This window comes from Rhodococcus aetherivorans, from assembly GCF_011058165.1.
Taxonomy (GTDB): Bacteria; Actinomycetota; Actinomycetes; order Mycobacteriales; family Mycobacteriaceae; genus Rhodococcus; species Rhodococcus aetherivorans.
In genome coordinates this window covers 15495-41755 of the sequence record NZ_JAALEG010000057.1, presented here as the reverse complement: position 1 = coordinate 41755, position 26261 = coordinate 15495, and the positions used below count along the sequence as shown (strand labels likewise).

The window sequence follows — 26261 nt, the reverse complement described above, 5'->3', positions numbered from 1 at the left end:
GGCAGGCCCAGCCCGCCCCGCAACCGCGCGTGACGTCCCCCGGCGCGCCCCCGGTTCCGTCGCGTCCCGAGGTCGACGACATCCCGCCGCCCGAGGCGCCGGACTACCCGGACGACCCCGGTCCCGAGCCGGACTACGAGCCGCCGCGGATCAGCCCCGCCGACGTCACCCCCGAGGACGAGGAAGAGATGTTCGCCGAGGCCGCCACCCCGGGCGACCCGTCGACGCGGCGCGAACCGGAGGACGTGGCGATCGAGTTGCTGCAGGACATCCTGGGCGCGAAGAAGATCAGCGAGTGAGCACGAAAGATCGGTAAGTTGACCGATTGTCGGCGTGATCGCCGGGTTCCTATGGTCGAGCCACCTCAACCGGAACCCCGCGATTCACGGAGACAACCATGACCGATACCCTTTCCTGGCTCAGTGCAGCCGAACTCGCGACCGACGTTCGCCGAGGACAGATCAGCGCGAGCGAAGTCGCGGCGCACTTCGTGCGGCGCGTGGACAATGTCAACCCGGCGATCAACGCGATCGTCGACTTCGATCGCGAACAGGTCCTGGCGGACGCGCGCGCACTGGATGCGAAACTGGTCGGCGGCGAGTCCGTCGGACCTCTGCACGGAGTGCCGTTCACGATCAAGGATCTGACGGCCGTGGCGGGCCGGCCCCTGACGTTCGGCATGGTGCCGATGAAGGACAACATCGCCGAGCACGACGCGGTGATCGTTCGGCGGCTGAAGGCCGCAGGCGGTCTCTACCTGGGCAAGACCAACACACCGGAGAGCGGGTACTACGGCGGCACGGACAACCACCTGTTCGGTCCTACCCACAATCCGTGGAAGCGCGGATACAGCGCGGGAGGTTCCAGCGGCGGAGCCGCCGCCGCCGTCGCGGCCGGTCTCGGCCCGCTGGCCGAAGGCAGCGACGGGGCGGGGTCGGTGCGCATTCCTGCGTCGCTCTGTGGCGCGGTCGGGCTCAAGCCCTCGACCGGGCGGGTGCCGCAGACCATTCTGGGTGGTCGCTTCTACCATTGGGCCTACCACGGTCCGATCACCCGCACGGTCGAAGACAATGCCCTCATGCTCGGTGTCGTCGCCGGACCCGACGAATCCGATCCGCTCAGTCTGCCGGCCTCGGACACCGACTACGTCGCCGAGACGAAGAAGGACATCGCCGGGTGGCGCATCGCGTGGTCACCGGATCTCGGCTTCGCAGAGGTCGATCCGGAGGTGGCGGCGATCTGCGCGCAGGCCGTTCGGGCGTTCGAGGACCTCGGTGCCCGGGTCGAGGAGGCGACGCCCGGCTGGGGAGACCCGGAAGAAGCGATGTGGCACGGCATCTGGGTTCCCGGTTTCGCGGCCGAACACGACATGATCGACTGGGACGAGTGGCAGGGCCAGGTCGACGACAATCTCGTCGAATTGATGCGTGAAGGAGAGCGTCTCACAGGTGTCGATGTCGGGCGGGCGGACCTGTTCCGTGGCCGGATGTGGGATACGTTCTCGTCGTTCATGCAGGACTACGACCTGCTGGTCTCGCCCACGCTGTGTGAAGCGGCCCATCCGCTGGGACAGTTCGCTCCCGGCCGGCTGGCGGGCGCGTCTCTGCGCACCCAGCTGCTCGGCTGGCTGATGACCTATCCGTACAACATGCTGACGACCCCGGCCGTCACCGTCCCTGCCGGATTCACGTCGGACGGACGTCCGGTCGGACTGCAGATCGCGGGACGGCTCCACGCCGACGCTGCGGTACTGCGCGCAGCGGCGAACTTCGAACGCGCTCGCCCCTGGGCGGACCGCATCCCCGAACTGTGACCGGGCGGGGAAACGGGCACACGAGAGGGAAAATATCTGCCCGGTAACAGGATTCGGCTCCACTGGACACTGGGTTCGACTATCGTCGAGCAATGGTCGTACCCGTGTTCAGTGGACTGGTCTCGGTGTTGCTGGGAGAGAACGCCGTCGACCGCATGGCCGGACTCACCCGGCACATGACCGATCAGCTCGACTGCGCGGCGGCTGCCGTGACACGCGTGGCGGGCGGTCGGCACGCGGTGGTGGCCAGCCGTGGCTACGACGACCGGACCCTGGACTACCTCGTCACCGATTTCGTCGACAAGGATCCGGGCATGCAGGCGGTTCGGGCCGAGCCCTCCGCGATACTGACCTGGCGGGACATCCCGTCGTATCGTCAGACCTACTCGGTGCGCGAAGTGTTCGTCCCTGCCGGATTCTCCGAAGGCACCTCCGTCGTTCTGACGTCCCCCACCGGCGTGGCGGTGGGGGCTCTGCACGTCAGTGTGGCGCGCGATTCGGTTCCCCACGGGGTCAAGACGACGCTGAGCGATGCGCGGGAGTACGCCGCCTGGTCGGTGGACACGCTCACGCAGCAGGAAGAGGTGGCCCTCACCCCACGAGAACACGAAGTTCTCGAACTGGTGATCGCCGGCCTGTCCAACCGCGAGATCGCGCAGCGAATGCAGCTGTCGCGCAGCACGGTCAACACTCATGTGGAGCATCTGCTGCGCAAATTGAAGGCCCCCAACCGGGTCGGTGCGGTGGTGCGCGCGGTCCGGCTCGGTCTGGTGTCGAATCGGGATCCGTGGGCGCAGCCCACGTAGCAGCCCGCTCCGGGCCGGCGGCGGGATCCCGATATGGACGTCCCGTTCAGGTGAGCAGGGGCACGAGTTGCTGCGCGTGCTCTCGGAGTGAGTCGAGGTGGCGCAGCAGCAGGTGCTGGTGGTCGATGCTGCCGGACAGGACCAGGCCCGCGACGAGGGTGCCGGTGGCGGAGCGGACGGGAACGGCGAGGCACGCGGAGTCGTCGCGCAGTTCGCCGAGCTGGGTGGCGAAGCCCCGGTCGCGGATCTCCCCGAGGTGACGGAGCAGGTCGCTGCGCACGACGATCGTGCGGCCGGTGAGGGCATGGGGTTCCCACCGGGGGAGGACGGTGTCGAGGTCGATCTTCTCGGCGAGCAGCAGCTTGCCGACGGCGCTCGCCTGGAGGTGCCGATTGAGGAGGGCCTCGTCGGCGCGGGGTGGATATTCGGGGTCGGCGTCGGCAAGGCGGAGCGCCGTGTCGGTGTAGTAGAACAGGTGGACGCCGAAGCGGACGGTCAGCCGAAGTTCGGTGAGAAGGTTACGTGCGGCTGTGCAGACGGTGGGGACGACGGCCGCGTCGACCAGTATGCCGATCTTGCGCCCGAGTGCGAAGCCGGACAGATCGGGTAGCCGGACGACGTAGCCTTCTCCGGCGAGCAGGTTCAGGAGCCGATAGGTGGTCGCCGGCGGCAGGGAGAGGTGTGCGGCGATGTCCTTGGCGGTGACCCCGGCCCCGGCCCGGGCGACTTCCTCGAGGACACGCAGGGCGCTGATCACCGCTTTCGGCTGCCGCCCCGACAGGGTTCCGTCCACGGGGCTCACCGCCGCACCTGCCAGGGGCGGTGCCGGCCGAGCAGATCGGCGGCGACGGTCTCGTCGTAGACGCCTATCCGGTCCGCGACGTCCGGGGCGCGCCGCACCCGGACCGCGAGCAGCGCGCCTCCGAGGAGCATCAGGACCGCGTACACGGCGGTCATTGCGCCCGCCACGTAGATCCCCGACGCAGCCGCCCACACGATCAGCGCCACCAGGCACGTGGCGGTGAGCGCGCCGATGACCAGCGGCAGACGGGTCAGCTCGCCGATCCGGCGCAGGAACGCGGGCGTAGCGACGCAGAGGAGGATGTAGGCGAGGACGTACCCGTGCGCCGAGAGGGCCAGCAGCCCGATCAGGACGTCGCGGTTCGAGCCGGTCGCCGCCAGAAAGACGACGGGCACGACAACGACGACAGGCATCGCGACGGCCAGGGCGACGTGCGGCGTGTGGAACCGGGCGTGGGCACGGCCGACGACCGCCGGGGCGACGCCCTCGCGGCCCATCGCGAACAGGGTGCGCGACAGCGCGGTGGTGGAGCCCATGACGCACGCGAACCACGACGCGGTGATTCCGAGTTCCATCAGGACCGACAGCACCGCCGAGCCGCTCCCGGCGGTGTCCGGGAGGGTGAGCACGATCCGGAGCGAACCGACTCCTTCCCTGGCGGACTCCGGCAGCTGCATCGTCGCGGCGAACACGTAGAGCGCCGCGAGCACGACCGGCGTCCACCTGATCGCGCGGGGCACGCTGATCAGCGGGCTGTGGGCTTCACGTGCCACCGTTCCGGCGCTCTCGAAGCCGACGAACGAGGTGATCGCCAGCAGGAGCGCGAAGCCGATCGCGGATTCCGAACCGGTTCCGGTCGGCGCCGAGGGCGGGTCGCCGTCCCGGACGGACACGGCGAACGCGATCACCAGGACGACCGATGCGGCGACGATGGCGAACGCCTCGACGCCCAGCATGATGCGGGCGGAGAGCTGGACGCCGCGGACCATCAGCAGCAGCGCGACGGCGCCGACGACACCGACGAGCACTGCACTCGTCGCCGCTCCGGCCGGCAACCCGATCCGTTCGAGCAGCGACGCCAGATAGCTCGCTGCCCCCACCGTGCTGGCCATGGCGGCGGCCGCGTAGCCGATCAGCAGCGACCATCCCCCGGCGAAGCCGAGGCGGGGGCCGAGACCCTTCACCGTGTAGCTGTACAAGCCGCTGACCGCGACCATGCGGGTGGCGAACTGCCCGATGCAGTATCCGACGGCAGCCATCAGGACGGCCGCCGCGACGAACACCGGGATCGCCGCCCGCCCGGCTTCGGGGATGACGAGAGCCGGCAGGGTGACCATCACCGCGGACGGGGCGACGGCCGAGACGGACTGTGCGAGCACCTCGAAGAACGTGAGGCGTCCGCGCTCGAGGCCGGCCACCGGCGAACTACTTCGGATCTGTGGTGTACCGGACACCTTGCACCTGCTTCCACACTCGCCAGGGGACGTCGAGCGTCTGCCGCCGGACGATCCCGTGGGGTGCACGGTAGCGCAGGCACGCAGTGCGCTGCACCGATCGCACATCAATTTTCGGTCACTCGAATGAGAACGAGGGGCCGTCCGGCGCCCGATCGGGCGGGGCCGGCGGTGCTCGTGCGGCCGTCACCTGGGCTGCGGTCGAGAAGTCGAACGAGAATCGGGAAACGGTCTGGGCCGCAGTCGAATGAGAATCGGACACCGCGCAATTTCCATCCGGAATCGGGGGTGACTCCCGCCACATCGTGTGGTTATCGTGGGTTCGGGTCACAGCGACGGAAACCGGCGGTTCTGCGTCGAAACGACTGTACCCGAGTCTTTTTCGCTATCTCTCACGAGTCGGAGACATCATGACTGCAGTTGCGCAATCCGCCACCGGCCTGCTTCCGGAGGTGGTCGACTTCCTCTCGTCGCCGAAGCAGATGCTGATCGGCGGCCGGTGGGTCGAGTCGGCCTCGGGCCGGCGGTTCGACACGGTCGACCCCGCCACCGGGCAGGTGCTGACCACGGTGCCGCACGGCGGCGCCGAGGACGTCGACCGGGCCGTCGCCGCTGCCCGCCGGGCGTTCGAGGAGGGGCCGTGGCGGCGCCTGACCCCGGCCGAGCGCCAGCGCATCCTGTGGCGGATCGGCGAGGGCATCCTGGCCCGGGCGGACCAGTTCGCCCAGCTCGAGTCCCTGGACAACGGCAAGTCGGTGGTCGTCGCGAAGGCGGTCGACGTCACCTGGGCGGCCGAGATCTTCTTCTACTACGCCGGTTGGGCGACCAAGATCGAGGGCCGCACCGTCCCGGTGTCGGTTCCGTGGGCTCCGGGCGCACGTTTCCACGCGTTCACCAGCCGCGAGCCGGTGGGGGTGTGCGCCCAGATCGTGCCGTGGAACTTTCCGCTGGTGATGGCCGCCTTCAAGCTCGCCCCTGCGCTGGCGTGCGCGAACACGCTGGTGCTCAAGCCTGCGGAGCAGACCCCGCTCACCGCCCTGCTGCTCGCCGAGGTCGCCGCCGAGGCCGGGGTGCCCGACGGCGTCGTCAACGTGGTCACGGGCTTCGGGGACGCGGGTGCGGCCCTGTCGGCCCATCACGACGTCGACAAGGTCGCCTTCACCGGCTCGACCGAGGTCGGCAAGAAGATCGTGGGCGCCGCCGCCGGGAACCTGAAGAAGGTCTCGCTCGAACTCGGCGGCAAGAGCCCCCAGGTCGTCTTCGCGGACGCCGACCTCGAGGCCGCGATCCCCGGTGTCGCCGGCGGATTCCTGTTCAACCACGGTCAGGCGTGCACCGCCGGGACGCGGTTGCTGGTGGAGGATCGCATCTTCGACGAATTCACCCAGGGCGTAGCGGAATTCGCCCGGTCGCAGAAGATCGGTCCAGGACTCGATCCCGCCAGCGATATCGGCCCGCTGATCTCCGAGGAGCAACTCGGCAAGGTGACCGGTTACCTCCGCGCCGGCCTCGAGGACGGGGCTCGTGCCCTGACCGGAGGAAAGCGCCACGGCGACAGTGGCTTCTACGTCGAGCCGACGCTCCTCGTCGACGTGCGCAGCGACTTCGGTGTGTACCGGGAGGAGATCTTCGGCCCGGTCGCCGTCGCGGTGCCCTTCAACCGGGAGGAGGGAGTTCGTGCCGCCGCCAACGACACCCCCTACGGGCTCGCGGCGAGCGTCTGGACGCGGGACGTCTCCCGGGCCCACGAGGTCGCCGCCGAGATCAAGGCGGGTACGGTCTGGATCAACTGCCACAACGCGTTCGACACCGCACTGCCCTTCGGGGGATACAAGCAGTCGGGCTGGGGGCGGGAACTCGGTGAAGGGGCCCTGGCGGAGTACACCCAGACCAAGTCGGTCAACATCGCACTGTGACCGGTCGGGGCGGTGCCCGGCACTGTGTGGGCACCGCCGTCCGTACCCCTGCCGGGCCGAACGAGAACCCGGCCCCCCGCCCTTCTCGTTTGCCGTCGACGAACCGTGACGCCGCGGTGACCGCACCGACAACGTCCGGGCGCACGCTTCTTCCGGCGGTCGGCACCGACATCGCCGGCGCACTCCCTCTCCCGAAAGTCGAAGCACCGATGACCCTCAACGCTCGCGCACACGAACCCCCCACCCACCGGTTGTCCGGCAGCCTCGGCCCCGGCGCCGTCGTCTTCATGGTGGTCGCGGCCGCGGCCCCGCTGACCGTGATCGCCGGCACGGTCCCACTCGGTATCTCCGCCGGAAACGGGGCCGCGTACCCCGCTTCGTACATCGTCTGCACGGTGGTCCTGCTCTTCTTCGCCGTCGGCTTCACCGCGATGGCGAAGCACGTGCCCGGGGCGGGGGCGTTCTACACCTTCGTCACCCACGGACTCGGCCGGCACGTCGGACTGGGTTCCGCGTTCCTGGCGCTGCTGTCCTACACCGCGGTGCAGGGTGCCGTCTACGGATACCTCGGCGCGGCCCTCGGCGACTTCGTGACCTCGCACGGCGGTCCCGAGTTGCCCTGGTATCTCTGGGCTCTGATCGTTCTGGCGGCGGTCGCGATTCTCGGCTACCGCCACATCGACCTGTCCGGAAAGGTCCTCGGGGTCCTGCTGCTCTGCGAGGTCGGCATCGTACTGGTGATCGATGCAGCGGTGATCGCCCGCGGCGGAGCGGAGGGTCTTTCCACCGCCGCGCTACGCCCCTCCGAGTTCTTCTCGGGCGCACCGGGAATCGCCCTGATCTTCGCTGTCGCCGGCTACATCGGCTTCGAGGCGACCGCGGTCTTCCGCGACGAGGTGCGCGATCCGGCCCGGACCATTCCGCGGGCCACCTATCTCGCCCTGGTGGTCATCGGTGGCTTCTATGCGCTGTCGAGCTGGGCGCTGGTCAGCGCGTGGGGCGACGAGGGCGCCGTCGTCCTGGCCACCGAGAACCCGGAGGGCATGATCATCGAGACCGCGACCCGCTACGTGGGAGCGGCGGCGGGGGATGTCGTGCAGGTGCTCCTCGTCACCAGTCTCTTCGCGGCACTGCTGTCCTTCCACAACGTGCTCGCGCGCTACATCTTCTCGCTCGGCAACAGCGCGGCACTGCCGGCGCGATGCGGCCGCTCGCACGTACGCCATGCCTCGCCCTACGTGGCCTCGGTCGTGCAGACGGTCTCGGCCCTGGTTCTCGTCGTGGCCTCGGCCGTCGGCGGACTCGATCCCGTCACCGAGGTCTTCGCCTGGTTCGCCGGTGTCGCGTCCGTCGGCGTGCTCGCCCTGATGGCGCTGACGTCGATCGCCGTCCTCGTCTTCTTCCGGCGATCCCGGGCCGACACCCGGCCGTGGCCCACGCTGATCGCACCGGTGCTGGGTCTCGCGGGGCTGAGCGCTCTGCTCGCGATGACGATCGCGAACCTGCCGCTGCTCGTGGGCGGATCCGGCACCCTCGCCGCCGTCGTCGGCGTGCTTCTCGCCGGGGCGTTCGCGGGCGGAACGGCCGTGGCCGTTCTCCGCCCCGACGCTGCACGACATCACCACCATTCCGGCGGCGTCGCGCCCGCCGCCACGACCGAAACCGAGATCGACAAGGAGATCGCCCGATGAGCACTGCCACCACGAAGTTCACCGAAGCGGCATCGACGCCCGCACCGGACCACCCCCTCACCCCTCTGACCGCCGACGAGATCACCGCCGTCAAGGAAACGGTATCGGCGGCGGGGCTGGTAACCGAGCACGTCCGGTTCGTCTACGTCGGGCTCGAGGAACCGCACAAGTCGACGGTCCTGGCGTTCAGGCCGGGGGAGCACATCGAGCGCCGTGCCCGCGTCCTTCTCCTCGACCGTGCGACCGGGGCGGGCTCCGATCACGTCGTGTCCGTCACCGAACGCAGTATCCTCAGCACCGTCGCCGTCGACGCCGCCACCGAAGGGCATGTCCCGATCCTCGACGAGGAGTTCGAGGACATCGAATCGTTCCTCCTGTCCAGCTTCGACTGGATTGCGGCGATGGCTGCGCGCGGCATCGATCCGGAGAAGGTGCGCGCGGTTCCGCTGTCGGCCGGTGTGTTCGGGCACGAGGACGAGGTGGGGCACCGGATCGTCCGCGTGCTCGCGTTCCACCAGGAGGACGAGGCCGACCTGCCCTGGGCACATCCGATCGACGGGGTGGTCGCCTACGTCGACCTCACCGAGCAGCGCGTGGTGAAGGTCGTCGACGAGATCACCCTTCCCGTGCCGGCCGAACGCGGCGAATGGGACGCCGCTCCGCATGCGAGGCCGGCCCGCACCGACCTCAAGCCGATCGAGATCACCCAACCCGAGGGGCCCAGCTTCTCGGTCGAGGGCAATCGGATCACCTGGGCGGACTGGACGTTCCGGTTCGGGTTCGACGTACGCGAGGGCCTGACCCTGCACCAGTTGTCGTTCTCCGACGACGGCGTGCAGCGGCCGGTGATCTACCGCGCATCCATCGCCGAGATGGTCGTGCCCTACGCCGACCCGTCGCCGGTGCGGTACTGGCAGAACTACTTCGACCAGGGCGAATACCTGTTCGGCCGCTACACCAACTCGCTGGAACTCGGGTGCGACTGCCTCGGCGAGATCCGGTACTTCGACGTCACCATCGCCGACGAGAAGGGCGACCCGCGGGTGATGAAGAACGCGATCTGCCTCCACGAGGAGGACTACGGCGTCCTCTGGAAGCACACGGACATGTTCAACGGCATGACCGAGACCCGCCGGTCGCGCCGGCTCGTGATCTCCTTCTTCCTCACCATCGGCAACTACGACTACGGCTTCTACTGGTACCTCTACCTGGACGGCACCATCGAACTCGAAGCCAAGGCCACCGGCATCGTCTTCACCTCCGCCTACCGCGGCGAGGACGGGTTCGCCACCGAGATGGCGCCCGGGCTCGGTGCGCCGTTCCACCAGCACCTCTTCTCCGCCCGCCTGGACATGGCGGTCGACGGCAACGTCAACACGGTCGAGGAGGTCGACGCCGTGCCCGAACCGATGGGACCGGACAACCCGTGGGGTAACGCGTTCCGCTGCCGCAAGACCACCCTCACCACGGAGGCCGACGGGCAGAGGCTGGCCGACAACACCAAGGCGAGGGTCTGGCACATCACCAACCCGACCAAGCAGAACCGGCTCGGGCGGAACGTCGGATACGCACTGCACCCGGAAGGTCAGCCCGTGCTGCTGGCGGATCCGTCGAGTTCCATCGCCGCCCGCGCCGCGTTCGCCACCAAGCACCTGTGGGTCACGCGGTACGACCCGGCGCAGCGTTATCCGGCCGGTGACTTCGTCAACCAGCATCCGGGACAGGCGGGACTGCCGACATTCGTCGCCGGCAACCGGAACATCGAGGGCGAGGACCTGGTGCTGTGGCACACCTTCGGGCTCACCCACTTCCCGCGCCCGGAGGACTGGCCCGTGATGCCCGTCGACTACGCCGGGTTCACGCTGAAGCCGGTCGGGTTCTTCGACCGGAACCCGGCCCTCGACGTTCCGGCCGGCACGTCGAAGCACTGCTGCACGGACTGACGGGCATGTCCACCACGGTTCCGGAAGCCGCCCGCCGCACCACCACCACGTGGTGCGGCCGGGCGGCCGCCGCCCTCGCCGTGTCGGCGGCCGTCCTGCACGCCGGCTCGCTCGCGGAGCACACCCCGTCGCCCGGGTCGGCGGCCCTGACCCTCGTCATGGTCGCCGGATGCCTCTACTGCGCCCGTCACCTGTGGATGCGCGGAGACCAGCGGGACTGGATCCTGGTCACCGTCATGAACGTCGCGATGATCATGGTGCACCTGACCACCATGAGCCCGGACCGGGCCGCGGGCGGCCACCACGGGCACGCTGTGCCTCCGGTCGCCGGTGCAGCGGCGGGCGCCTCGATTCCCCCTCTCATGGCGGCCGCGCTGGCGGTCGCGGCCGCGGAGGTCCTCCTTGCCGTGAGCGTCGTGTTCCACCGCACCCGGCGGGGGATGGACCCGGCGACCGCAGCGGCGCGGCCGAGGTGGAGCGGCACACTGTCCACATGAACATCCGGTTCCGGCGCGGATCGCTCGTCGTCGCGGCGTCGATCCTGGTCGTGACGGCCTGTGGTTCCGGCCCGCCCGACGAGCCGCCCGAAGCCACCGCGACGAGCAGTCCGACGTCGGAACCGGCGACCACGCCGCCCGGGCCCCCGTCCCCGGCGCCGGGGCCCTCCGCGACCGTCCCCGTTCCGCCGTCCGGTCCGGAGCCGACGCCGGTGCCTCCGGCCGGTGTACCTGCCGCCCTGCGCGGCATCGACCTCGAACGGATTCCCACCGAGGAGAAGGTGGTGGCGTTGACCTTGGACGGTGGAGCCTCCGACACCGCGGTCTCCCGCATCCTCGCCACGCTCGCCCGCTACGCCGTCCCGGCGACGTTCTTCGTCACCGGTGATTTCGCGCGGACGTATCCGGACCGGGTCCGCGCCGTCGCCGCCGCCGGGCACGCGGTGGGAAACCACAGCAACACCCACCCCTCCTATCCGGATCTGACCGACGAGCAGATCAGGGCCGACCTCGCGGCGGCCGAGAACGCCATCACGGCACTGACGGGTCGCCCGGCCGTGCCGTTGTTCCGGTTTCCCTTCGGTGCTCGCACCGACGCCGACATCCGCGTCGTCAACGGTGCCGGCTACGTGCCCGTGCGCTGGACCGTGGATTCGCTCGGCTGGAAAGGCACGAGCGGTGGTCTCGACGCCGCGGCGGTGACCGAGCGGGTCCTCGCCGCGGCCGCGCCCGGCCAGATCGTTCTGATGCACGTGGGCGCGAACCCCGACGACGGCACGACCCTGGACGCCGATGCGCTGCCGGCGATCATCGACGGTCTGCGGACGCGGGGTTACGGTTTCGTGGATCTGGCCGATGTCGTCCGCTAGGCCCCCCGAGTTGCACCGCATCCGCGTGTTCGATTTGCGGACTTCACGATCACTGTGCTTACTTATGAACGCGGTCGGGAATCGTTGGGGTGGATCCCATGGCTGAAGGACGGTTTCGATGATCCTTTCCGCTGTCCGGGTCGCGATCGTCGGCGCGCTGACCATCGGCTCGATGCTCGGTGCCGTCTCGATCGCCCATGCCGACCCGTCCCCGGCCTCGTACTGTGCGCCGACCGTGGTGCTCGCCGTCGACGGCACGAAGGGCCCCGAAACGCCGGATTCGATCGATCCCGAGAGCCCGCTCAACTCCTACACGGATCAGTACCGCAACAGCCCCGACTTCGCGGTGCGGCACGTGCGGTATCCGGCGGGCATGGTCGCCGGGGTGTTCGGCTGGGACACGTTCATGGACCAGTCGGTGCAGATCGGCGTGCAGAATCTCTGGGCGGAGATCGGCCGGACCGAGGCCGCCTGCGGGCCGCGCACGCGCTACGAGCTGTACGGCTACTCGCAGGGAGCGATCGTCGTGCGCAGGGTCGCGATGGAGATCGACGCGGCGGCGCCCGTGCACGACGACGGCACCGACCTGCAGGACCGGGTGCGGGTGCACCTGATCGCCGACCCGGCGCAGGGCCGGCCCGCGCAGTACGCCGGCCCGCTCGTCCCCGGCATCACGCTGCCCCAGCCGGCGGGCGAGTTGCGGCACATCCCGGTCACCACCGAGTGCCTCGAGGGCGACATGATCTGCGACCCGGAGGGCAACGTCACCGGGTACATCCGCGAGCACGCGACGTATCACCCGTGACGTTCGCGCTGGGCGTCGTGCTCTTCGCGCTGGGGGTCGCGGTGTCCGTCGCCCTGCACGAGGCGGGCCACCTGTGGGCGGCGCGGCGTCTCGGGATGAAGGTGCGTCGCTTCTCCCTCGGGCGTGGCCCGATGCTCTTCTCCGTCCGGCGCGGTGAGACCGACTACGGGCTGGGACTGATCCCGGTGGGCGGGTTCTGCGAGATCGCCGGCACGACCGCGCTCGACGAACTGACCCCCGACGAGTACGACCGCGCCCTGTATCGGCAGAAGACCTGGAAGCGGCTGGTCGTGATGTCCGGCGGCATCGGCATGAACTTCCTGCTCGCCGGGGTCCTCGTCTTCGTGCTCGCCGTCGGGTGGGGGCTGCCGGAGCTGCATCCGAAGGTGGTCGTCGAGTCCGTCGGATGCGTCCCGTCGTCGCAGCGGCCCGGCCCGGGATACGGCCTCGCCGCGTGCGACGGCCCGGGACCGGCCGGGGCCGCGGGGATACTCCCCGGCGACGCGATCCTCGCCGTCGACGGCGAGGGCGTCACCCGGTTCGGCGACCTGGTCGAAAAGATCTGGGACAGCGCAGGAGTCGTCGAACTGACGATCGAACGGCACGGCCGCCGGCTGGTGCTGCCCGTCGCGACCGAGCAGGTGCAGCGATGGGTGGTCGACCCTCGGACGGGGGACGAGCGCTCGACGGCCGTCGGTGCGATCGGAGTATCCGCGCGCCCGCCCGCCGGTCCCGTGCGGTACGACGTGGTGACCGCGGTGCCCGCCGCCCTCGCATTCACCGGCGACCTCGCCGCGCTCACGGCGCGCACGGTGGTGGACATGCCGACGAAGGCGGCGTCGCTGTGGCGGTCGGTGACCGGCGGCGAACGCGACGCGGACACCCCGATCAGCGTGGTGGGGGCCGGATCGCTCGGGGGCCGGGCCGTCGAGCGGGGCGCCTGGGAGTCGTTCGTACTGCTGCTGGTGAGCCTGAACCTCTTCGTCGGCCTGTTCAATCTGCTGCCGCTGCTGCCTCTCGACGGCGGGCACATGACCGTGGCGATCTACGAGGGTCTGCGGAACCGGGTGCGCGCCCGGCTGGGCCGGCCCGGCGGAGCGCCGGTCGACTTCGTGAAGCTGCTGCCGGTGACGTACGCGTTCGTCGTCGTCGGCGGGGCCTTCATGCTGCTCACCCTCGCGGCGGACATCGTCGCCCCGGTTCGTCCGGCCTGATCCCGGCAAACTTCGTGGAACTTCCCGCAATTCGACCGAATCGGTCTCGCCCCGTTGCGCATGCGGGGGCGAACCGCTTCCATGGAGTGATGCCGCGGTGGTGTTGGGACGAGGACGAACCGTTGTTCGGAGACGTCGAGTCGCCGGTCGGAGGCGCGACCATAGCGGGCCTGTCCGCGCTGATCGCGCTCGTCGCGCTGGCCGTGATCGGGCCGGCCCTGGTCTGATCCGCGGTCGTCAGTGCGCGCCGGGTCCGTCCGCGACGTGCGCGGTGACGGCCACCTCGACCGGCGCGTTGCCGGGAAGCAGATAGACCCCGATCGCGCTGCGGGCGGGCAGTGACGCCGGGCCCAGCGCGCGTTCGACGACCTCCGATGCGCCGTCGGCGACCGCCGAGAGCTCGGTGAAGCCGTCGGCACACGCGATGTACACCACCATCTCGACGCACCGGAACATCGCACCCGGCGGCAGCACCGAACGGACCGCGGCCAGGGCGTTGCCGGCCGCGAGGCCCGCCGCCTCCCGGGCGACGGCCGGGTCCACTTCGCCGCCGACGCGGCCGGTGACGGTCAGCCGGCCGTCACGGCGCGGGGTCATCCCCGCCGTGTGGACGGTCGAGCCGGACAGCACCGCGGGTACGTAGCGGCCGCGCGGCCGCGGCGGCTGCGCGCCGATCGCTGCCCGGCCGATCGCCTGTTCATTCGACACCGAGAGCCACTCCTTCCTGACGGGGATCGCTGCCGCCGCTGAGCACGCCGCGGGGATCGAGAGAGATGATCTGGGCGCTGCCCTCGGCGCCGAGCGGTTCGAGGGTGCGCACGTCGTGCCCCATCTCGGACAGGGCGGTGCGGACCTCGGGCGGGACGTCGGCCTCGATGCGCAGCTCGGCGGGGTTCCCGAGCACGTTCGCGTCGGAGCCGGGGAACACCGTGAACCGGGGCGCCGACACCGCCTCCTGCGGATCGAGCCCGTGGTCGAGGAGGTGCGAGAGCAGCTGCATGTTCCATTGCACCTGCCCGTCCCCGCCGGGGGTGTTGCCGACGTGGAGCAGCGCTCCCGCCGCGTCCGTGACGATCCAGGCATTGAGGGTGTGCAGCGGCTTGCGGCGGGGCCGCACCTCGTTCGGATGCCCGTCGATCAGATACGCGCCCCGCCCCAGCCGGTTGTTCAGGACGATCCCCGTGCCGGGCACGGTGAACTTGGCCCCGAAGGTGAACGCCAGCGAATGGATGAAGCTCACCGCGCGTCCGTCCCGGTCGACCGTCACCAGCGAGGTGGTGTCTCCGCCGGCCACCGTGAACGCTCCGGCGGGCGCGGTCGCCGACAGCCGGTCGCGGCCGGCGCGGATGTGGCCGGGATCGAGGATGCGCGCGGCACCGTCGTTGTCGGCGCCGCACCAGCGCAGCCGGTCCTCGAACGCCGTCCGCGCGGCCCGGGCCATGCGGTCGATCGCCGCCGCGCTCAGGAGCGGGGAGGACCCGACGACGCCGTCGCACAGCGCCGCCTGGTGCAACACCATCCACCCGGGGGTCGGCAGTGGGGTCTGATGGATCACCGCGCCGGCGTACCGGCCGGACAGCGCCTGCTCCGGCGTCACCGTCCCGGTTGCGACCCATTCGTCTCCCGAGAACGGGGCGCCCGCGTCGCGCAGCGCGGCGACGCACCGCTCGGCGAGCGACCCGGTGTAGAACGACGCCGGGTCGTGCGCGAGTTCACGGATGGTGCGCGCCAGGTCGGGTTGCGGCAGCCGGTCACCGACGAGCGGTACGAGACCGCCGTCGACGTACACGGAGGCCAGCCCGGGATCGCTGCGGACGGCGTCCAGCGCCGACCGCACGTCGTCGCGGGTCTTGGCCGAGCAGGGCAACCCGTGCTCGGCGAGGCGCGCGGCCGGTTCCCACAGCTCGGCAAGGCTGCGGGTGGCGCCGCGCCGGTGCAGCGCCGCGAGCGCGGCCGGAGCGCCCGGCACGGCCACCGCGAGGGCGCCGTCCAGCGGGATCGCGGCCAGCCCGCGGTCCCGGTAGAAGTCCGGTGTGCCGCCGTCGGGGCCGTAACCGCTCCCCCCGACCGTCCAGACTGTGCCGTCCGGTTCCCGCACCACGGCGAATGCGTCCCCGCCGAGGCCACACTGGCCGGGCAGGGTCAGCCACGTGGTCGCGGCCATCGCCAGCGCGGCGTCGACCGCGTTGCCGCCGTCGGCGAGCACCCGCGCCCCGGCCTGGCCGGCCAGCGGGTGGCTCGAGGACACCATGCCGCCGGTCGACAATGTCGCCGGACGGACCCGCCGCGCTGTCATGCCTGCCGGAGCCGGCGCCGGCGCGGGCCCTCCGGCGGCTCGGCGGGATCGATGCCGACGAAGATCTCGCCGCCGCGCTCCTCGACGGGATAGGTCCTGATCGGCTCCGTGGCGGGAGGGCAGATGGGTTCACCGGTTGCGAGATCGAAAGCGCTTCCGTGGCAAGAGCATCCGATTCCATCCTGCACGAGCTTGCCGGACGAGAGCAGGCAGTCCAGGTGTGAGCAGTAGTTGGATGTCGCGTAGGCCTTCCCGTCCAGCCGCGAGATCGCGAACTCGTAGTCGCCGGCGTAGAAGCGGCGGACGATGCCCTCCGGCACCTGCCCGGAACGGGCCACTCTCTTGAACTCCATGGTCATCCTCCAGGCATTGGGATCTGCTCCGACCGCGGGCGGTCAGGCGACGGGGTCGATGTAGACGGTCTTCTCGGATTGGTAGAACTGCATCAGCGTCGGCCCGGCCTGTTCCTTGAACGTCTGGGTGCTCGACGCCTTGTACCCACCGAACGGAGCGTTCATCGCCATGCCGTTCGTCGGCTGGTTCACCTTGACCAGGCCGGTGCGGGAACGGGCGACGAACTGCCCGGCCCGGTCGAGATCGCGCGTGACGATCGCCGCGCTCAGGCCGAACGCCGTGTCGTTGGCCAGCGTGACGGCCTCGTCGAACGACGACGCCCGCTGGAACGCCAGCACCGGACCGAAGATCTCCTCGGTCAGGATGCGCATGCCCGGCGCGGTGTCGGCGAACACCGTCGGGCGCACGAAGAACCCGTCTCCGAAACCGTTGTCGTCGCAGCGGGTTCCGCCGCACACCAGACGGGCCCCTTCGTCCTGCCCGACGGCGACGTACTCGAGGAACTTGTCCAGCTGGCCGCGGCTGGCGAGCGGACCCATCGACGCCCCCGCCCGCAGGCCCGGTCCGACGGTGAGGGCCTCGGCGCGGGCGACGACCCGCTCGAGCAGGGCGTCGTGGATGTCGTCGATCGCGACGACCCGGCTGGTGCCGGTGCAGGCCTGTCCGGAGAGCCCGAAAGCGCCCTTGACGATCAACGCGGCCGCGGCGTCGAGGTCGGCGTCGGCGAGGACGACGACGGGGTTCTTGCCGCCCATCTCGAGCTGTACCCGCCGGTCCGGGCCGACGCCACGATGGATGGCCCGGCCCACCTCCGTCGATCCGGTGAAGGTGACGGCCGCGACGCGTTCGTCGGCGACCACCGCGGCCCCGGCCCGCCCGCCGCCCTGCACCAGCGCGATCGCCGCCGGGGGCAGTCCGCCGGCGAGCAGCGCCTCGACCAGCCGCTGCCCCATGAGCGGGGTGATCTCGGACGGCTTGAACAGCACCGGATCTCCCGCGGCGAGCGCCGGCCCGAGCTTGCGGGACGGGATGTTCAGCGGAAAGTTCCAGGGGGTGATGGCCCCGACGATGCCGATGGGTTCGCGGACGGTGTAGATCATGGTGCGGCCGGCGGCCGGGTACGTCGCGCCGGTCGCGCGCAGCGCCTCGCCCGCGTAGAAGCGCAGGTTCATGGGGGTGCGGCTCACCTCGACGGTGGCCTCGGCGCGCGTCTTGCCCTCCTCGCGGACCAGTTCCCCGACGAGCGATTCCCGTCGCTCCTCGAGGTGCCGGGCGGCGGCCTCCAGGACGGCGGCCCGGCGCTCCGGTGGGGTGGCGGCCCATTCGGGGGCCGCCTTGTCGAGTGCGTCGACGGCGATGCGCACGTCGGTGGCGTCGGAATCGGGGAACGTTCCGATCAGGTCGGTGGAATCGGCGGGGTTGCGTCGTTCGAAGGTGGCGCCGGAGACGGCCGGCACCCACGCACCGTCGATGAAGTTCAGTCCTGTCACGGCCACCTCAGCTCACCACCTGTTCGCCCAGTTCCCACAGGTCCACGTCCGCGTCGGCGAGCTGGTGCGCGCCGACCGTCCGGCCGACGAGTTCGCGGGCGGCCATGATGTCCTCGCCGCGGTCCATGGCGAACGCCGCGGTGAGCACGTCGCCGGCGAGATAGAAGACGGTGAACTCCCCCGAGCGGGCGTCGCCGCGCACGACGAGTTCCGTCGTCCCGGAGGATGTTCCGGTGAACTGGATGTTCGTGTCGTACTGGTCCGACCAGAACCAGTGGGCGTCGTCGGCGAGCGAGGTGCGACCGACGATCGTGTCCGCGACGACCGCGGCCTGCCGGTTGGCATTGTCGAAGTGCTCCACCCGGACTCGGCGGCCGGCGCGGTCGGAGAAGCGGTTCGCGACGTCGCCGGCGGCGTGGATTCCCGGTACGGCGGTGCGGCCCACGGCGTCGACGACGATGCCGTTGTCGGTGTGGAGTCCGCTCGCGGCGGCCACGTCGACGTTCGGCGTGATGCCGATGCCGACCACGACCACGTCGGCCTCGATCGTGTCGCCGGTCGTGGTGCGGACCCGCACCCCGGCCTCGGAGGTCGCGACGGAGTCCACGCCGACGCCGGTGCGCAGATCGACGCCGTTGCGGCGGTGCAGGTCGGCGCAGAACCCGCCGACCGTGGCGCCCAGGACGGAACCCAGCAGGGCGTCGGCGTATTCGAGGACGACCACGTCGACACCGAGACCGCGTGCCGTTGCGGCGATCTCGAGGCCGACGAATCCGCCGCCGACGACGACCAGGCGCGCACCGGGGGTCAGCCGCGGGGCGAGGGCGACGGCGTCGTCGAGCGTCCGCAGGTAGTGCACGAGATCGGGGCGCGTCCCGGAGGTGGGGATCGTGCGCGGGCGTCCCCCGGTCGCGAGGATCACCGCGTCGGCGGCGACGGACCCACCGTCGAATTCCAGGCTGCGCGAAGCGGTGTCGACGCGCCGTACCGTGACACCGGTCCGGATGTCGATATCGTTGTCGGCCAGCCACTTCGGTGTGAGCAGGGAAAGGGAGGCGACGGGTTCCCGGCCGGCGAGGAACTCCTTCGACAGTGGCGGCCGCTGGTAGGGCGCGTGCGGTTCGTCGCCGAGCAGGACGATGCGGCCGTCGAATCCGCGGCGGCGCAACGTGCGTGCGGCGACCGCGGCGACCTGGCCGGCGCCGACGGTGACAACGGTGCGTACGGTCATGACGAACTCTCCTCTTGCGAGCCGGGAACGACTCGGCGCGGGGCCGGATCGAGATAGACGGTGTCGCCCTCGACGGTCACGGGATAGGTCGGCTGGCAGAGATCCTGGTCCTCCTCGTAGCCGGTTTCGAGGTCGAACCGCCACTGGTGGCCGGGGCAGATGACCCGCCCGTGCAACAGGGTGCCCTTGGCGAGCGAGCGGTCCTGGTGGATGCACAGGTCGGCGAACGCGTACACCCGGTCGTTCGCGTGGAACAACGCGATGCCGACGCCGTCGACCTCGACGCGCAGCTTGCGCCGGCGGGTCAGCTCCTTGACGGTGGCGACGGCGACCCTGTCGCGGGTCGACCCGGGCGGGGCCGAGGCGGCGTCGGTGGACATGATTCTCCTTCGATCGGGGATGGCCGCCGGGACCGGCGCGGGAGGGCCGAGCGGTGGACCCTCCCGCGGTCCGGTCACGTCGGTCAGGCCGGAGCCAGCTCGAGGTCGGGAGCGACGTACGTGTCGTACAGGCCCTTGGTGTACGAGAAACGCATCTCCGCGCCCCAGCGCACGAGCTGCAGGCAGCGCTGCTGCAACTGCGGGGTGTCGGCGCAGTCCAGCACGATCTGGTACCCGCGTTCGCCGTGGACGACATCCGAGGTGATGTGCAGGTCGAAGAACTCGATCTCGTCCTCGGTGAACCCGTACACCTCGCGCAGCGGCACGATCTGCTTCTTGTAGATGCTCGGCACCTGCGACTCGAGACCGACGACCAGGGCCGCGGTGGCGACCACGAAGTGCTCGCGCTGCGAGACCGCGTAGCACCACGCCTGCAGGCCGCGGGTGACGGCGTTCATGTTGTTCGGATCCTCGACGCGCTCGCGGGTGGTGCCGCACGCCTCGGCGAACTTGATGAGCAGGTCGGTGTGCCGGATGTCGGCCAGCTCCTCCTCGTACATGTTCTGCAGGGTGAAGTCCTTGGCGTCGGTGAACGTGTCGGGCGTGTTGGAGTAGATGTTCGCGAGGTAGTCCGCGAACGGGCCCACGTAGTGGTAGTGGTTCTCGGCCCACCGGGCGAAGTGGTGCTTCTCGAGCTTGCCCTCGGCCCAGGCCTTGCTGAACGAGGCGTCCTTGGCCTCGCGGCCCTTGATCGCGTTCTCGAGTGCGGCGCGGAACTCGTCGCGTCCGAGCAGTTCGGTCATGGTGGTTTCCCTTTCACGCTGTGTCGTGCGGTCGGGCTGGGGTTGATCCGCGACGTTGCGGAGAACGATCGAAATCGGCTGAGTGAAAGCCTGTTCCGGTCGGTTTCGAAACTAGTGCCGGCGTCGGGGTGCGGCCACGGCCACACTGACCGGAATGCGGCGCCGGCGGGGGTCGAAGTGCACAGTCAGTGCGCCACCGACGCGGTGATCGCCTCGAACTCCGCGAGCATCGCCGCGCCGACGGCCTTGTCCTGCTCGCCGTTTCCGCCGCTGATGCCGACGGCGCCGACGATCTGGCCGTCGAACACCAGCGGGAAGCCGCCGACGAAGATCGCGAACTTGCCCGGCAGCATGTGGCTGATGCCGAAGGCCTCGTTGCCGGGCAGGGCCGGCCCGTTGGGCGGTTCGTTGAACAGGTGCGTGGCGCGTTCGTGGCCCGCCGCGGTGAACGCCTTGGCCATCGCGATCTCGACACCCGTCAGCCGTGCACCGGGGAGGCGGTGCAGGGCGATGACGTTGGCGCTCTCGTCGCAGACGCACAGGGTCTGCTTGACGCCGATCTCCTCCGCCTTCGCGCGGCCGGCAGCGAGGAGGGGGAGCGCGTCGTCGAGGGTGATGCGATGAATTCGATGCATGGGTCTCCACTTTCGGTCTGCGGGAGTACCGGCCTGGCGGAGCGGGAAGCGAGGGTCCGGCCGGTGGATGCGTTTTCGCCAGTGGGCTATTTCTAACAGGGATGCGGCCACGGAGGGACGGTCAGAATCACCCGTACCCGACACAATTCGTGTACAAGTTGCACATCGCCTGCGGACCTTCGACTCTGGTACTTGATGAAAAAGGTGCACGTCGTCCCTCGCGCCGGCGCCCCGCTCGCAGAAAGCAGGTCGACATGGAACCGAGCCCGCGCCTGACCGTCCGGGGTCTGCTCGACGAGTCGCTGATGACCGGGGCGCGGATCGCGTCCGGGCACACCGCCCTCGACCGCGCCCTCACCTGGGCACTGCCGTTCAGCGAGGTCATGGGCCGATTCGACGACCTCGATGCCGTCGCCGTGTACGCCCGTCCGGAGGCGCTCGCCGGCAACGTACACGCCGTCGCGGCGTTGGCCGCGCGCGGCGCCGCCGCCCTCGTCGTGGACGGCTCGCTGCCCGCGACGACCGCGGAGTCGCCGCTGCCTGCGGGACTCGTCGTCCTCGAGCTGAGCTTCCCGATCGGCTTCGCGGCGCTCAACCGCCTCCTGGCCGAGCGTGCCCTGACGCAGGAGGTGCACGTGATGCGCTACTCGTCGCACGTCCACACCACCCTGGCGGGGCTGCTGCACCGGGGCGCGGGCATGACCCTGCTCCTCCGCGAGGTCTCGGCCCTCGCGCACCATCCCGCCGTCGCGCTCGACGCGCGCGGGCACGTCGTCGCGGTCCACGGCCTGGACTCCGCGACCACGGACCTCGTCTCCGACCGGCTTCCGCGGGCGCTGGCCGAACGGCAGGGCGCGGAGACCACGAGTGGATCCGGACACGGCCACGACACCCGGGTGGTGGAGCTGTCCGGCGATTCGGGACGCTGGACGTGCACCGCCAGCCCCATCCGCCTGGGCAAGCGGTTCGAGGGCTGGGTCGCGGTGCTTGCCGCCGGTCCCGGCCCGGGCCCGCACGAACTGGCTCAGCACGCGGTCGTCACCGAACAGGCGACGGCGATCATCGGCTCGGAGATGTTGCGGCAGCGCAGTGTCGACGAAGCGGAGGAACGCGCCCGCGGGGACTTCGTGCAGGCGCTCGTGCACGGCAGCTTCACCAGCCAGCACGACATGCAGGCGCGGGCCGGGTATCACGACATCGATCTGACCTCGACGTTCGCGGTGTTCGTCGCGGCCGGGCACGCCCCGGACGCCGGGGGTGCGGGCGTCGAGGGCTCGGGGAGCCTGCTGCGGCTCGCGCGGTACGCGGCGAGCGTGCTGCCGCACCCGGCGGTGCGGTCCTACGTCACCGTGATCGGGGACGTCCTCGTCGTCGTCCGTTCGCTCCGGTCGCGCGACCGGCGCGACGTCGAGGCGGAGATCGAGAAGTATGCCGAGGCCATGGCCCTGGACCTGGAGGACCGGCGCGGCCGGCCGGTGCCGGTCGCGCACGGCGCGCCCGCCGTCGGCGCGGACGAGATCCGGGAGAGCTACCGTCAGGCCCGGGTCGCCCTGGGAATCGGGCAGCGGCTGGGCTTGTCCGGCGCCGTCTCCTACCGCGACCTGCGCGGCTACGGCGTGCTCGAACTCGTCGCCGAGACCGACCGCAGCCGCCGCCTGGTCCGCGACGTGCTCGGCCCGATCCGCGCCGGAACCGACCTGCACGACACGCTCGTCGCGTACCTGAGCGCGGGTGGCAACGTCAACGCCGCGGCGCGGGAGCTCAACGTGCACCGAAACACGATGCTGTCCAAGCTCGATCGCATCTCCCGTGCGCTGTCGATGGACGTGCGCCTGCCGGAGAACCAGTTCACGGCGTGGCTCGCGATCCGCCTCGAGCTGCTGGACCAGGTCCACACCGCCGTGGACCGCGAGATCAACTACCGCTGAACAACGTTCACACGCCTGCCAGTTCGGGGTCGCGGCCGAGGAAGGACGCGGCCAGCCCCGCCGCGACGACGACGGCGCACACGACGAACAGCACGGGGTACGACCACGAGTCCACCGCGATGGCCACCCACGCGGCGCCGACCGCCGATCCGCCGAAACGGATCAGGTTGAACAACCCCAGCCCGGTGCCCTGGGCTCCGGCGGGCGAGCGCGTCGACCCGGCCGCGGCCGGGGTCTGTACGAGCGCGCTGCCCACCCCGGTGACCGCGAGCACCGCGACGACCGCCCAGTGGTTCGTCGCCGCGGTCGCCAGGACGGCGGCCAGGGCCGACTGGGCGACGATCAGCACCGCCAGCCCCGCCCGCAGCACCCTCCGGGCGCCCAGCCTGTCGGTCGTGCGGCCCACGATCGGGGCCAGGGCGACCATCACGGCGGGCAGCGCGAACAGGATCGTCCCCGCCAGGGCTGTGGACACCCCCGCGCCGGTCAGGTACAGCGGCACCGCGAGCAGGGTCGCACCGAGGCAGAACATCTGACCGAACGCCGCGATCGCGCTGCGGGCGAACCGCGGTTCGGCCACGAGGCGGACGTCGACGAACGGCACCTGCGTGCGCAGGCAGTGCAGCACGAACCACACGAGCACGACGGCCGCGCCCCCGATCAGCGCGAGGGCGGCGGGCAGCGCCACGCCGGGCTGCGGGACCAGCGTCAGCCCGAGCACCAGCACCGCCGCGCCGAGCGTCAACGCGGCCGCGCCCGGGCCGTCGAGGCGCATGCGCCGGCCCTCGAACGCGGGAATCCAGCGCAGGGTCCCCGCGAAGCCGATCAGCGCCACCGGCACGAGCGGGACGAACACCCAGCGCCACCCCCAGTGGTCGGCGATCAGGCCGCCCATCGACGGTCCGAGGGCCTGACCGGCACCGTTGACCGCCGCCCAGGCCCCGACGGCCCGCGCCCGCCGCTCGGGCCCGAACAACCACGCGATCAGGCCCATCACGGCGGGCGCGAACGCGGCGGCGGCGACACCGCCCAGCGAGCGCCACGCGACGAGCACCGCCAGGTTGGGGGCCGTCGCGGCGCCGGCCGAGCACACCGCCGTCGCCAGGAGCGCGCCGCAGTACACGCGCCGGCGGCCGAAGCGATCACCGATCCAGCCGGCCAGCGGCATCGACGCCGCGAACGTCAACAGGAAACCGGCGACGACGAGCACCCCGCTCTCGAGCGAGGTGCCGAAATCCGACAGGATCTCCGCCAACGGGACATTCACGACGTTGTTGCTGATCGTGCCGACCAGGGTTCCCGCCAGCAGGGCGGACAGCGCGAGCGGGGTTCCGGAATCGGCGTGCGCCGGGGCCGGAGTCGGCGCGGCAGTACGGGTGGTCATCTGTCTCCTGTGGCTCGCGAGCGATACGGCGGGGGCCGTGGCCTCACTGTCTCACCGCGCCCGGTACCGCCGCATCGGCGTCGAATTCGTAAACAGCACAGGCGGACGCGCCCGGAGTGTGCACCCTGCCCAAGGAATCGGGGTTCGCCCGGCGGAAACGGCGGAAGACACAAGTTCGTAGCAATTGTTCACGATCGCGCTACCGGAGGACACGGAAACGCAAAACAGGAACACACTGCACATCTACAGTTCGGGGCACTGTGCAAGGTTTGCGTTGACCAGGCATGAACGAGCGCGGAAAGTTCCACGAACACAGCCCCTCACTCGTTCTGCTCCTGACTTAGGACTCGAATTGGACGTACAACTCACAGCCGCCCACTGGGTCTACGTGGCCGGCATCGTCGTCATCCTGGCCACCATGGCCCTGCGGAAGAACATCGTGGTTCCCGCAGTCATCGGAACGTTCCTGACCGCCTTCGTGTTCTCCGGCAGCATCGTCACCGGACTGTCCTCGATCTTCAACGCCAGCCTCGTGGCCGCGAAGGAGCTGTTCAACATCTTCCTGATCATCGCGCTGGTGACCGCGATGCTCGGCGCGCTGCGGCAACTCGGCGCCGACCGGCTGATGGTCGCGCCGTTCCGCAGGGTCATGCGTACCGGCACCAGCAGCTTCGTCGTGCTGGCCGTCGTGACGTACGTGATCTCCCTGTTCTTCTGGCCCACCCCGGCCGTCCCGCTCGTCGGTGCCGTGCTGATCCCCGTCGCCATCCGGGCCGGCCTGTCGCCGCTGTCGGTCGGCATGGTCATCGCCATCTGTGGCCAGGGCATGGCCCTGTCGTCGGACTACATCATCAAGGTCGCACCGGGCATCTCCGCCACGGCGGCCGGTGCCGACGTCGACGCCGTGGCGGACAAGTCGCTCGTGCTGTCGCTCGTCGTCGGCGTGACCGCGCTGGCGATCACGTTCGTCGCGCAGCGCCGGACGTGGCGGGCGCCGTCGCCGGACCTGCTCGTCGAGTGGGAGGCCGAGGCCGACCGCGGCGCCGACGGCCCGGCCGGCGGCGGATCCGCCCCGAGCCGGCAGCCGGTGCAGCCCGAGCCCGTGGGCGGCGGCCCCGCCGGTGGCCCCGACGGTGCCGCGAGCACGGCGACGGCCGTGATCGTCGCCGAGCGCGACCCCGGCAGCTACGAACTCGCCGAGAGCAGGGGCACCGCGAAGGCGTTCGCGATGCTCGTTCCGCTCGCCTACCTCGCCTTCATCGTGTATCTGCTGCTGGGCAAGTTCACCCAGGTGGTGCCGCCCCTGCAGGGTGGGGACGCCGCGGCCATCGTCGGTGGAATCGCGGCGCTCATCCTGTTCGCGGCCGCCGCGTCCAACGACAGGGGCGGCTTCCTCGAGACCACCTCCGAGCACCTCGTCGACGGTCTGGTGTTCGCCTTCAAGGCGATGGGCGTCGTGCTGCCGATCGCCGGCTTCTTCCTCATCGGCAACCCCGACTTCTCCGGTGCCATCCTCGGCTACGCGGACGGCGAGACGGGTCCGGGAATCCTGTTCGATCTCGTCAACGCGGCACAGTCGCACCTGCCGCAGAACCCGTTCGTCACGTCGTTCGGCATCCTGCTCATCGGCGTGGTGGCCGGGCTGGACGGGTCCGGCTTCAGCGGTCTGCCGCTGACCGGTTCGCTGTCCGGCGCGCTGGGCCCGGCGGTCGGCATGGATCCGTCGACCCTCGCCGCGATCGGGCAGATGGGCAACATCTGGTCCGGCGGCGGGGTGATCGTCGCGTGGTCGTCGCTCGTCGCCGTGGCCGGATTCGCCCGCGTCCCCGTCCTCGACCTGGCCCGCAAGTGCTTCCTGCCGGTGATGGCGGGGCTCGTGCTCAGCACGCTGTTCGCCGTCCTCATCTACTGATTCGCCTGCAGCGCGGTCACTCTCGCGCGGAACGGTGC

The 26261-nt window shown here is 70.5% G+C and carries 23 protein-coding genes and 1 pseudogene; 13 read left to right on the top strand and 11 right to left on the bottom strand.

From position 1 onward, the window contains the following. The 3 genes and pseudogenes from G6039_RS20250 to G6039_RS20240 all read left to right on the top strand — a co-directional run. Positions 1-299, top strand: a pseudogene (locus tag G6039_RS20250) (DNA polymerase III subunit gamma/tau); the annotation flags it as partial. Positions 300-397: 98 nt separating this feature from the next. Continuing rightward, positions 398-1813 (top strand): amidase, encoded by a 1416-nt coding sequence (locus tag G6039_RS20245; protein WP_029547117.1) that lies wholly within the window; start codon positions 398-400, stop codon positions 1811-1813. Between the two features lie 92 nt (positions 1814-1905). Beyond that, positions 1906-2619: a response regulator transcription factor gene (locus G6039_RS20240; protein ID WP_043799314.1), complete on the top strand. Its 714-nt coding sequence runs from the start codon at positions 1906-1908 to the stop codon at positions 2617-2619. 46 nt (positions 2620-2665) lie between these two features. Here G6039_RS20240 and G6039_RS20235 read toward each other — a convergent pair whose 3' ends face one another. After that, positions 2666-3421, bottom strand: coding sequence for an IclR family transcriptional regulator (locus G6039_RS20235; protein WP_029547119.1), 756 nt, complete (start codon positions 3419-3421; stop codon positions 2666-2668). Continuing rightward, the gene (locus tag G6039_RS20230) at positions 3418-4839 is read right to left on the bottom strand and encodes an APC family permease (RefSeq protein ID WP_044476308.1); all 1422 of its coding nucleotides are present in this window, start codon (positions 4837-4839) and stop codon (positions 3418-3420) included. The genes G6039_RS20235 and G6039_RS20230 overlap by 4 nt, the downstream gene beginning before the upstream one ends. 446 nt (positions 4840-5285) lie before the next feature. On the opposite strand from G6039_RS20230, the gene G6039_RS20225 reads away from it, so the two are divergent. The 8 genes from G6039_RS20225 (at position 5286) to G6039_RS20190 (ending at position 14037) form a co-directional block, all read left to right on the top strand. Next, on the top strand, positions 5286-6791 hold the full coding sequence (locus G6039_RS20225; protein WP_006943134.1) for an aldehyde dehydrogenase family protein: 1506 nt from the start codon (positions 5286-5288) through the stop codon (positions 6789-6791). Between the two features lie 209 nt (positions 6792-7000). After that, positions 7001-8482 (top strand): APC family permease, encoded by a 1482-nt coding sequence (locus tag G6039_RS20220; protein ID WP_029547120.1) that lies wholly within the window; start codon positions 7001-7003, stop codon positions 8480-8482. Further along, positions 8479-10425 (top strand): primary-amine oxidase, encoded by a 1947-nt coding sequence (locus tag G6039_RS20215; protein ID WP_029547121.1) that lies wholly within the window; start codon positions 8479-8481, stop codon positions 10423-10425. The genes G6039_RS20220 and G6039_RS20215 overlap by 4 nt, the downstream gene beginning before the upstream one ends. Before the next feature lie 5 nt (positions 10426-10430). Beyond that, positions 10431-10922, top strand: a complete 492-nt coding sequence (locus tag G6039_RS20210; RefSeq protein ID WP_006943141.1) for a hypothetical protein — start codon at positions 10431-10433, stop codon at positions 10920-10922. Further along, the gene (locus tag G6039_RS20205; protein ID WP_029547122.1) at positions 10919-11791 is read left to right on the top strand and encodes a polysaccharide deacetylase family protein; all 873 of its coding nucleotides are present in this window, start codon (positions 10919-10921) and stop codon (positions 11789-11791) included. The genes G6039_RS20210 and G6039_RS20205 overlap by 4 nt, the downstream gene beginning before the upstream one ends. 118 nt (positions 11792-11909) lie before the next feature. Beyond that, positions 11910-12596 (top strand): cutinase family protein, encoded by a 687-nt coding sequence (locus G6039_RS20200; RefSeq protein ID WP_006943145.1) that lies wholly within the window; start codon positions 11910-11912, stop codon positions 12594-12596. Then, complete coding sequence (locus G6039_RS20195) at positions 12593-13810, top strand: M50 family metallopeptidase (RefSeq protein WP_029547123.1); 1218 nt, start codon at positions 12593-12595, stop codon at positions 13808-13810. Before G6039_RS20200 ends, G6039_RS20195 begins: the two co-directional genes overlap by 4 nt. Before the next feature lie 89 nt (positions 13811-13899). After that, positions 13900-14037: a hypothetical protein gene (locus G6039_RS20190; protein ID WP_006943148.1), complete on the top strand. Its 138-nt coding sequence runs from the start codon at positions 13900-13902 to the stop codon at positions 14035-14037. A 10-nt stretch (positions 14038-14047) separates the two neighbouring features. Here G6039_RS20190 and G6039_RS20185 read toward each other — a convergent pair whose 3' ends face one another. From G6039_RS20185 to G6039_RS20150, 8 genes are all read right to left on the bottom strand, one after another. Further along, on the bottom strand, positions 14048-14518 hold the full coding sequence (locus tag G6039_RS20185; protein ID WP_006943154.1) for a RidA family protein: 471 nt from the start codon (positions 14516-14518) through the stop codon (positions 14048-14050). Next, entirely contained in the window at positions 14508-16106 is a 1599-nt protein-coding gene (locus G6039_RS20180; RefSeq protein ID WP_006943155.1) for a gamma-glutamyltransferase family protein, read from the bottom strand. The genes G6039_RS20185 and G6039_RS20180 overlap by 11 nt, the downstream gene beginning before the upstream one ends. Beyond that, positions 16103-16459 carry a Rieske (2Fe-2S) protein gene (locus G6039_RS20175; protein WP_006943156.1) on the bottom strand — a complete coding sequence of 119 codons (357 nt, stop codon included), beginning with the start codon at positions 16457-16459 and terminating at the stop codon, positions 16103-16105. Before G6039_RS20175 ends, G6039_RS20180 begins: the two co-directional genes overlap by 4 nt. 42 nt (positions 16460-16501) lie before the next feature. Beyond that, complete coding sequence (locus G6039_RS20170) at positions 16502-17956, bottom strand: aldehyde dehydrogenase family protein (RefSeq protein ID WP_029547124.1); 1455 nt, start codon at positions 17954-17956, stop codon at positions 16502-16504. A 1-nt stretch (position 17957) separates the two neighbouring features. Beyond that, positions 17958-19181, bottom strand: a complete 1224-nt coding sequence (locus tag G6039_RS20165) for an NAD(P)/FAD-dependent oxidoreductase (protein WP_029547125.1) — start codon at positions 19179-19181, stop codon at positions 17958-17960. After that, positions 19178-19561, bottom strand: a complete 384-nt coding sequence (locus tag G6039_RS20160; RefSeq protein ID WP_006943159.1) for a Rieske (2Fe-2S) protein — start codon at positions 19559-19561, stop codon at positions 19178-19180. Before G6039_RS20160 ends, G6039_RS20165 begins: the two co-directional genes overlap by 4 nt. 83 nt (positions 19562-19644) lie before the next feature. After that, positions 19645-20364 carry an iron-containing redox enzyme family protein gene (locus tag G6039_RS20155; protein WP_006943160.1) on the bottom strand — a complete coding sequence of 240 codons (720 nt, stop codon included), beginning with the start codon at positions 20362-20364 and terminating at the stop codon, positions 19645-19647. A gap of 185 nt (positions 20365-20549) precedes the next feature. Beyond that, positions 20550-20999 (bottom strand): GlcG/HbpS family heme-binding protein, encoded by a 450-nt coding sequence (locus G6039_RS20150; protein WP_006943161.1) that lies wholly within the window; start codon positions 20997-20999, stop codon positions 20550-20552. Between the two features lie 254 nt (positions 21000-21253). On the opposite strand from G6039_RS20150, the gene G6039_RS20145 reads away from it, so the two are divergent. After that, the gene (locus tag G6039_RS20145) at positions 21254-22927 is read left to right on the top strand and encodes a PucR family transcriptional regulator (protein ID WP_029547126.1); all 1674 of its coding nucleotides are present in this window, start codon (positions 21254-21256) and stop codon (positions 22925-22927) included. Between the two features lie 7 nt (positions 22928-22934). Here the strand turns inward: G6039_RS20145 and G6039_RS20140 are convergent, their stop codons facing one another. Then, positions 22935-24311 carry an MFS transporter gene (locus G6039_RS20140; protein ID WP_029547127.1) on the bottom strand — a complete coding sequence of 459 codons (1377 nt, stop codon included), beginning with the start codon at positions 24309-24311 and terminating at the stop codon, positions 22935-22937. A 352-nt stretch (positions 24312-24663) separates the two neighbouring features. Between G6039_RS20140 and G6039_RS20135 the strand changes: the two genes are divergently transcribed. After that, positions 24664-26223: a hypothetical protein gene (locus tag G6039_RS20135; protein ID WP_043799317.1), complete on the top strand. Its 1560-nt coding sequence runs from the start codon at positions 24664-24666 to the stop codon at positions 26221-26223. Positions 26224-26261: the final 38 nt, after the last annotated feature.

Bases quoted from the DNA above. Each gene is read 5' to 3' on its own strand.
- G6039_RS20245 (WP_029547117.1), top strand. From the start codon at position 398: ATGACCGATACCCTTTCCTGGCTCAGTGCAGCCGAACTCGCGACCGAC.
- G6039_RS20240 (WP_043799314.1), top strand. From the start codon at position 1,906: ATGGTCGTACCCGTGTTCAGTGGACTGGTCTCGGTGTTGCTGGGAGAG.
- G6039_RS20225 (WP_006943134.1), top strand. From the start codon at position 5,286: ATGACTGCAGTTGCGCAATCCGCCACCGGCCTGCTTCCGGAGGTGGTC.
- G6039_RS20220 (WP_029547120.1), top strand. From the start codon at position 7,001: ATGACCCTCAACGCTCGCGCACACGAACCCCCCACCCACCGGTTGTCC.
- G6039_RS20215 (WP_029547121.1), top strand. From the start codon at position 8,479: ATGAGCACTGCCACCACGAAGTTCACCGAAGCGGCATCGACGCCCGCA.
- G6039_RS20210 (WP_006943141.1), top strand. From the start codon at position 10,431: ATGTCCACCACGGTTCCGGAAGCCGCCCGCCGCACCACCACCACGTGG.
- G6039_RS20205 (WP_029547122.1), top strand. From the start codon at position 10,919: ATGAACATCCGGTTCCGGCGCGGATCGCTCGTCGTCGCGGCGTCGATC.
- G6039_RS20200 (WP_006943145.1), top strand. From the start codon at position 11,910: ATGATCCTTTCCGCTGTCCGGGTCGCGATCGTCGGCGCGCTGACCATC.
- G6039_RS20190 (WP_006943148.1), top strand. From the start codon at position 13,900: ATGCCGCGGTGGTGTTGGGACGAGGACGAACCGTTGTTCGGAGACGTC.
- G6039_RS20180 (WP_006943155.1), bottom strand. From the start codon at position 16,106: ATGACAGCGCGGCGGGTCCGTCCGGCGACATTGTCGACCGGCGGCATG.
- G6039_RS20175 (WP_006943156.1), bottom strand. From the start codon at position 16,459: ATGGAGTTCAAGAGAGTGGCCCGTTCCGGGCAGGTGCCGGAGGGCATC.
- G6039_RS20165 (WP_029547125.1), bottom strand. From the start codon at position 19,181: ATGACCGTACGCACCGTTGTCACCGTCGGCGCCGGCCAGGTCGCCGCG.
- G6039_RS20160 (WP_006943159.1), bottom strand. From the start codon at position 19,561: ATGTCCACCGACGCCGCCTCGGCCCCGCCCGGGTCGACCCGCGACAGG.
- G6039_RS20155 (WP_006943160.1), bottom strand. From the start codon at position 20,364: ATGACCGAACTGCTCGGACGCGACGAGTTCCGCGCCGCACTCGAGAAC.
- G6039_RS20150 (WP_006943161.1), bottom strand. From the start codon at position 20,999: ATGCATCGAATTCATCGCATCACCCTCGACGACGCGCTCCCCCTCCTC.
- G6039_RS20145 (WP_029547126.1), top strand. From the start codon at position 21,254: ATGGAACCGAGCCCGCGCCTGACCGTCCGGGGTCTGCTCGACGAGTCG.
- G6039_RS20140 (WP_029547127.1), bottom strand. From the start codon at position 24,311: ATGACCACCCGTACTGCCGCGCCGACTCCGGCCCCGGCGCACGCCGAT.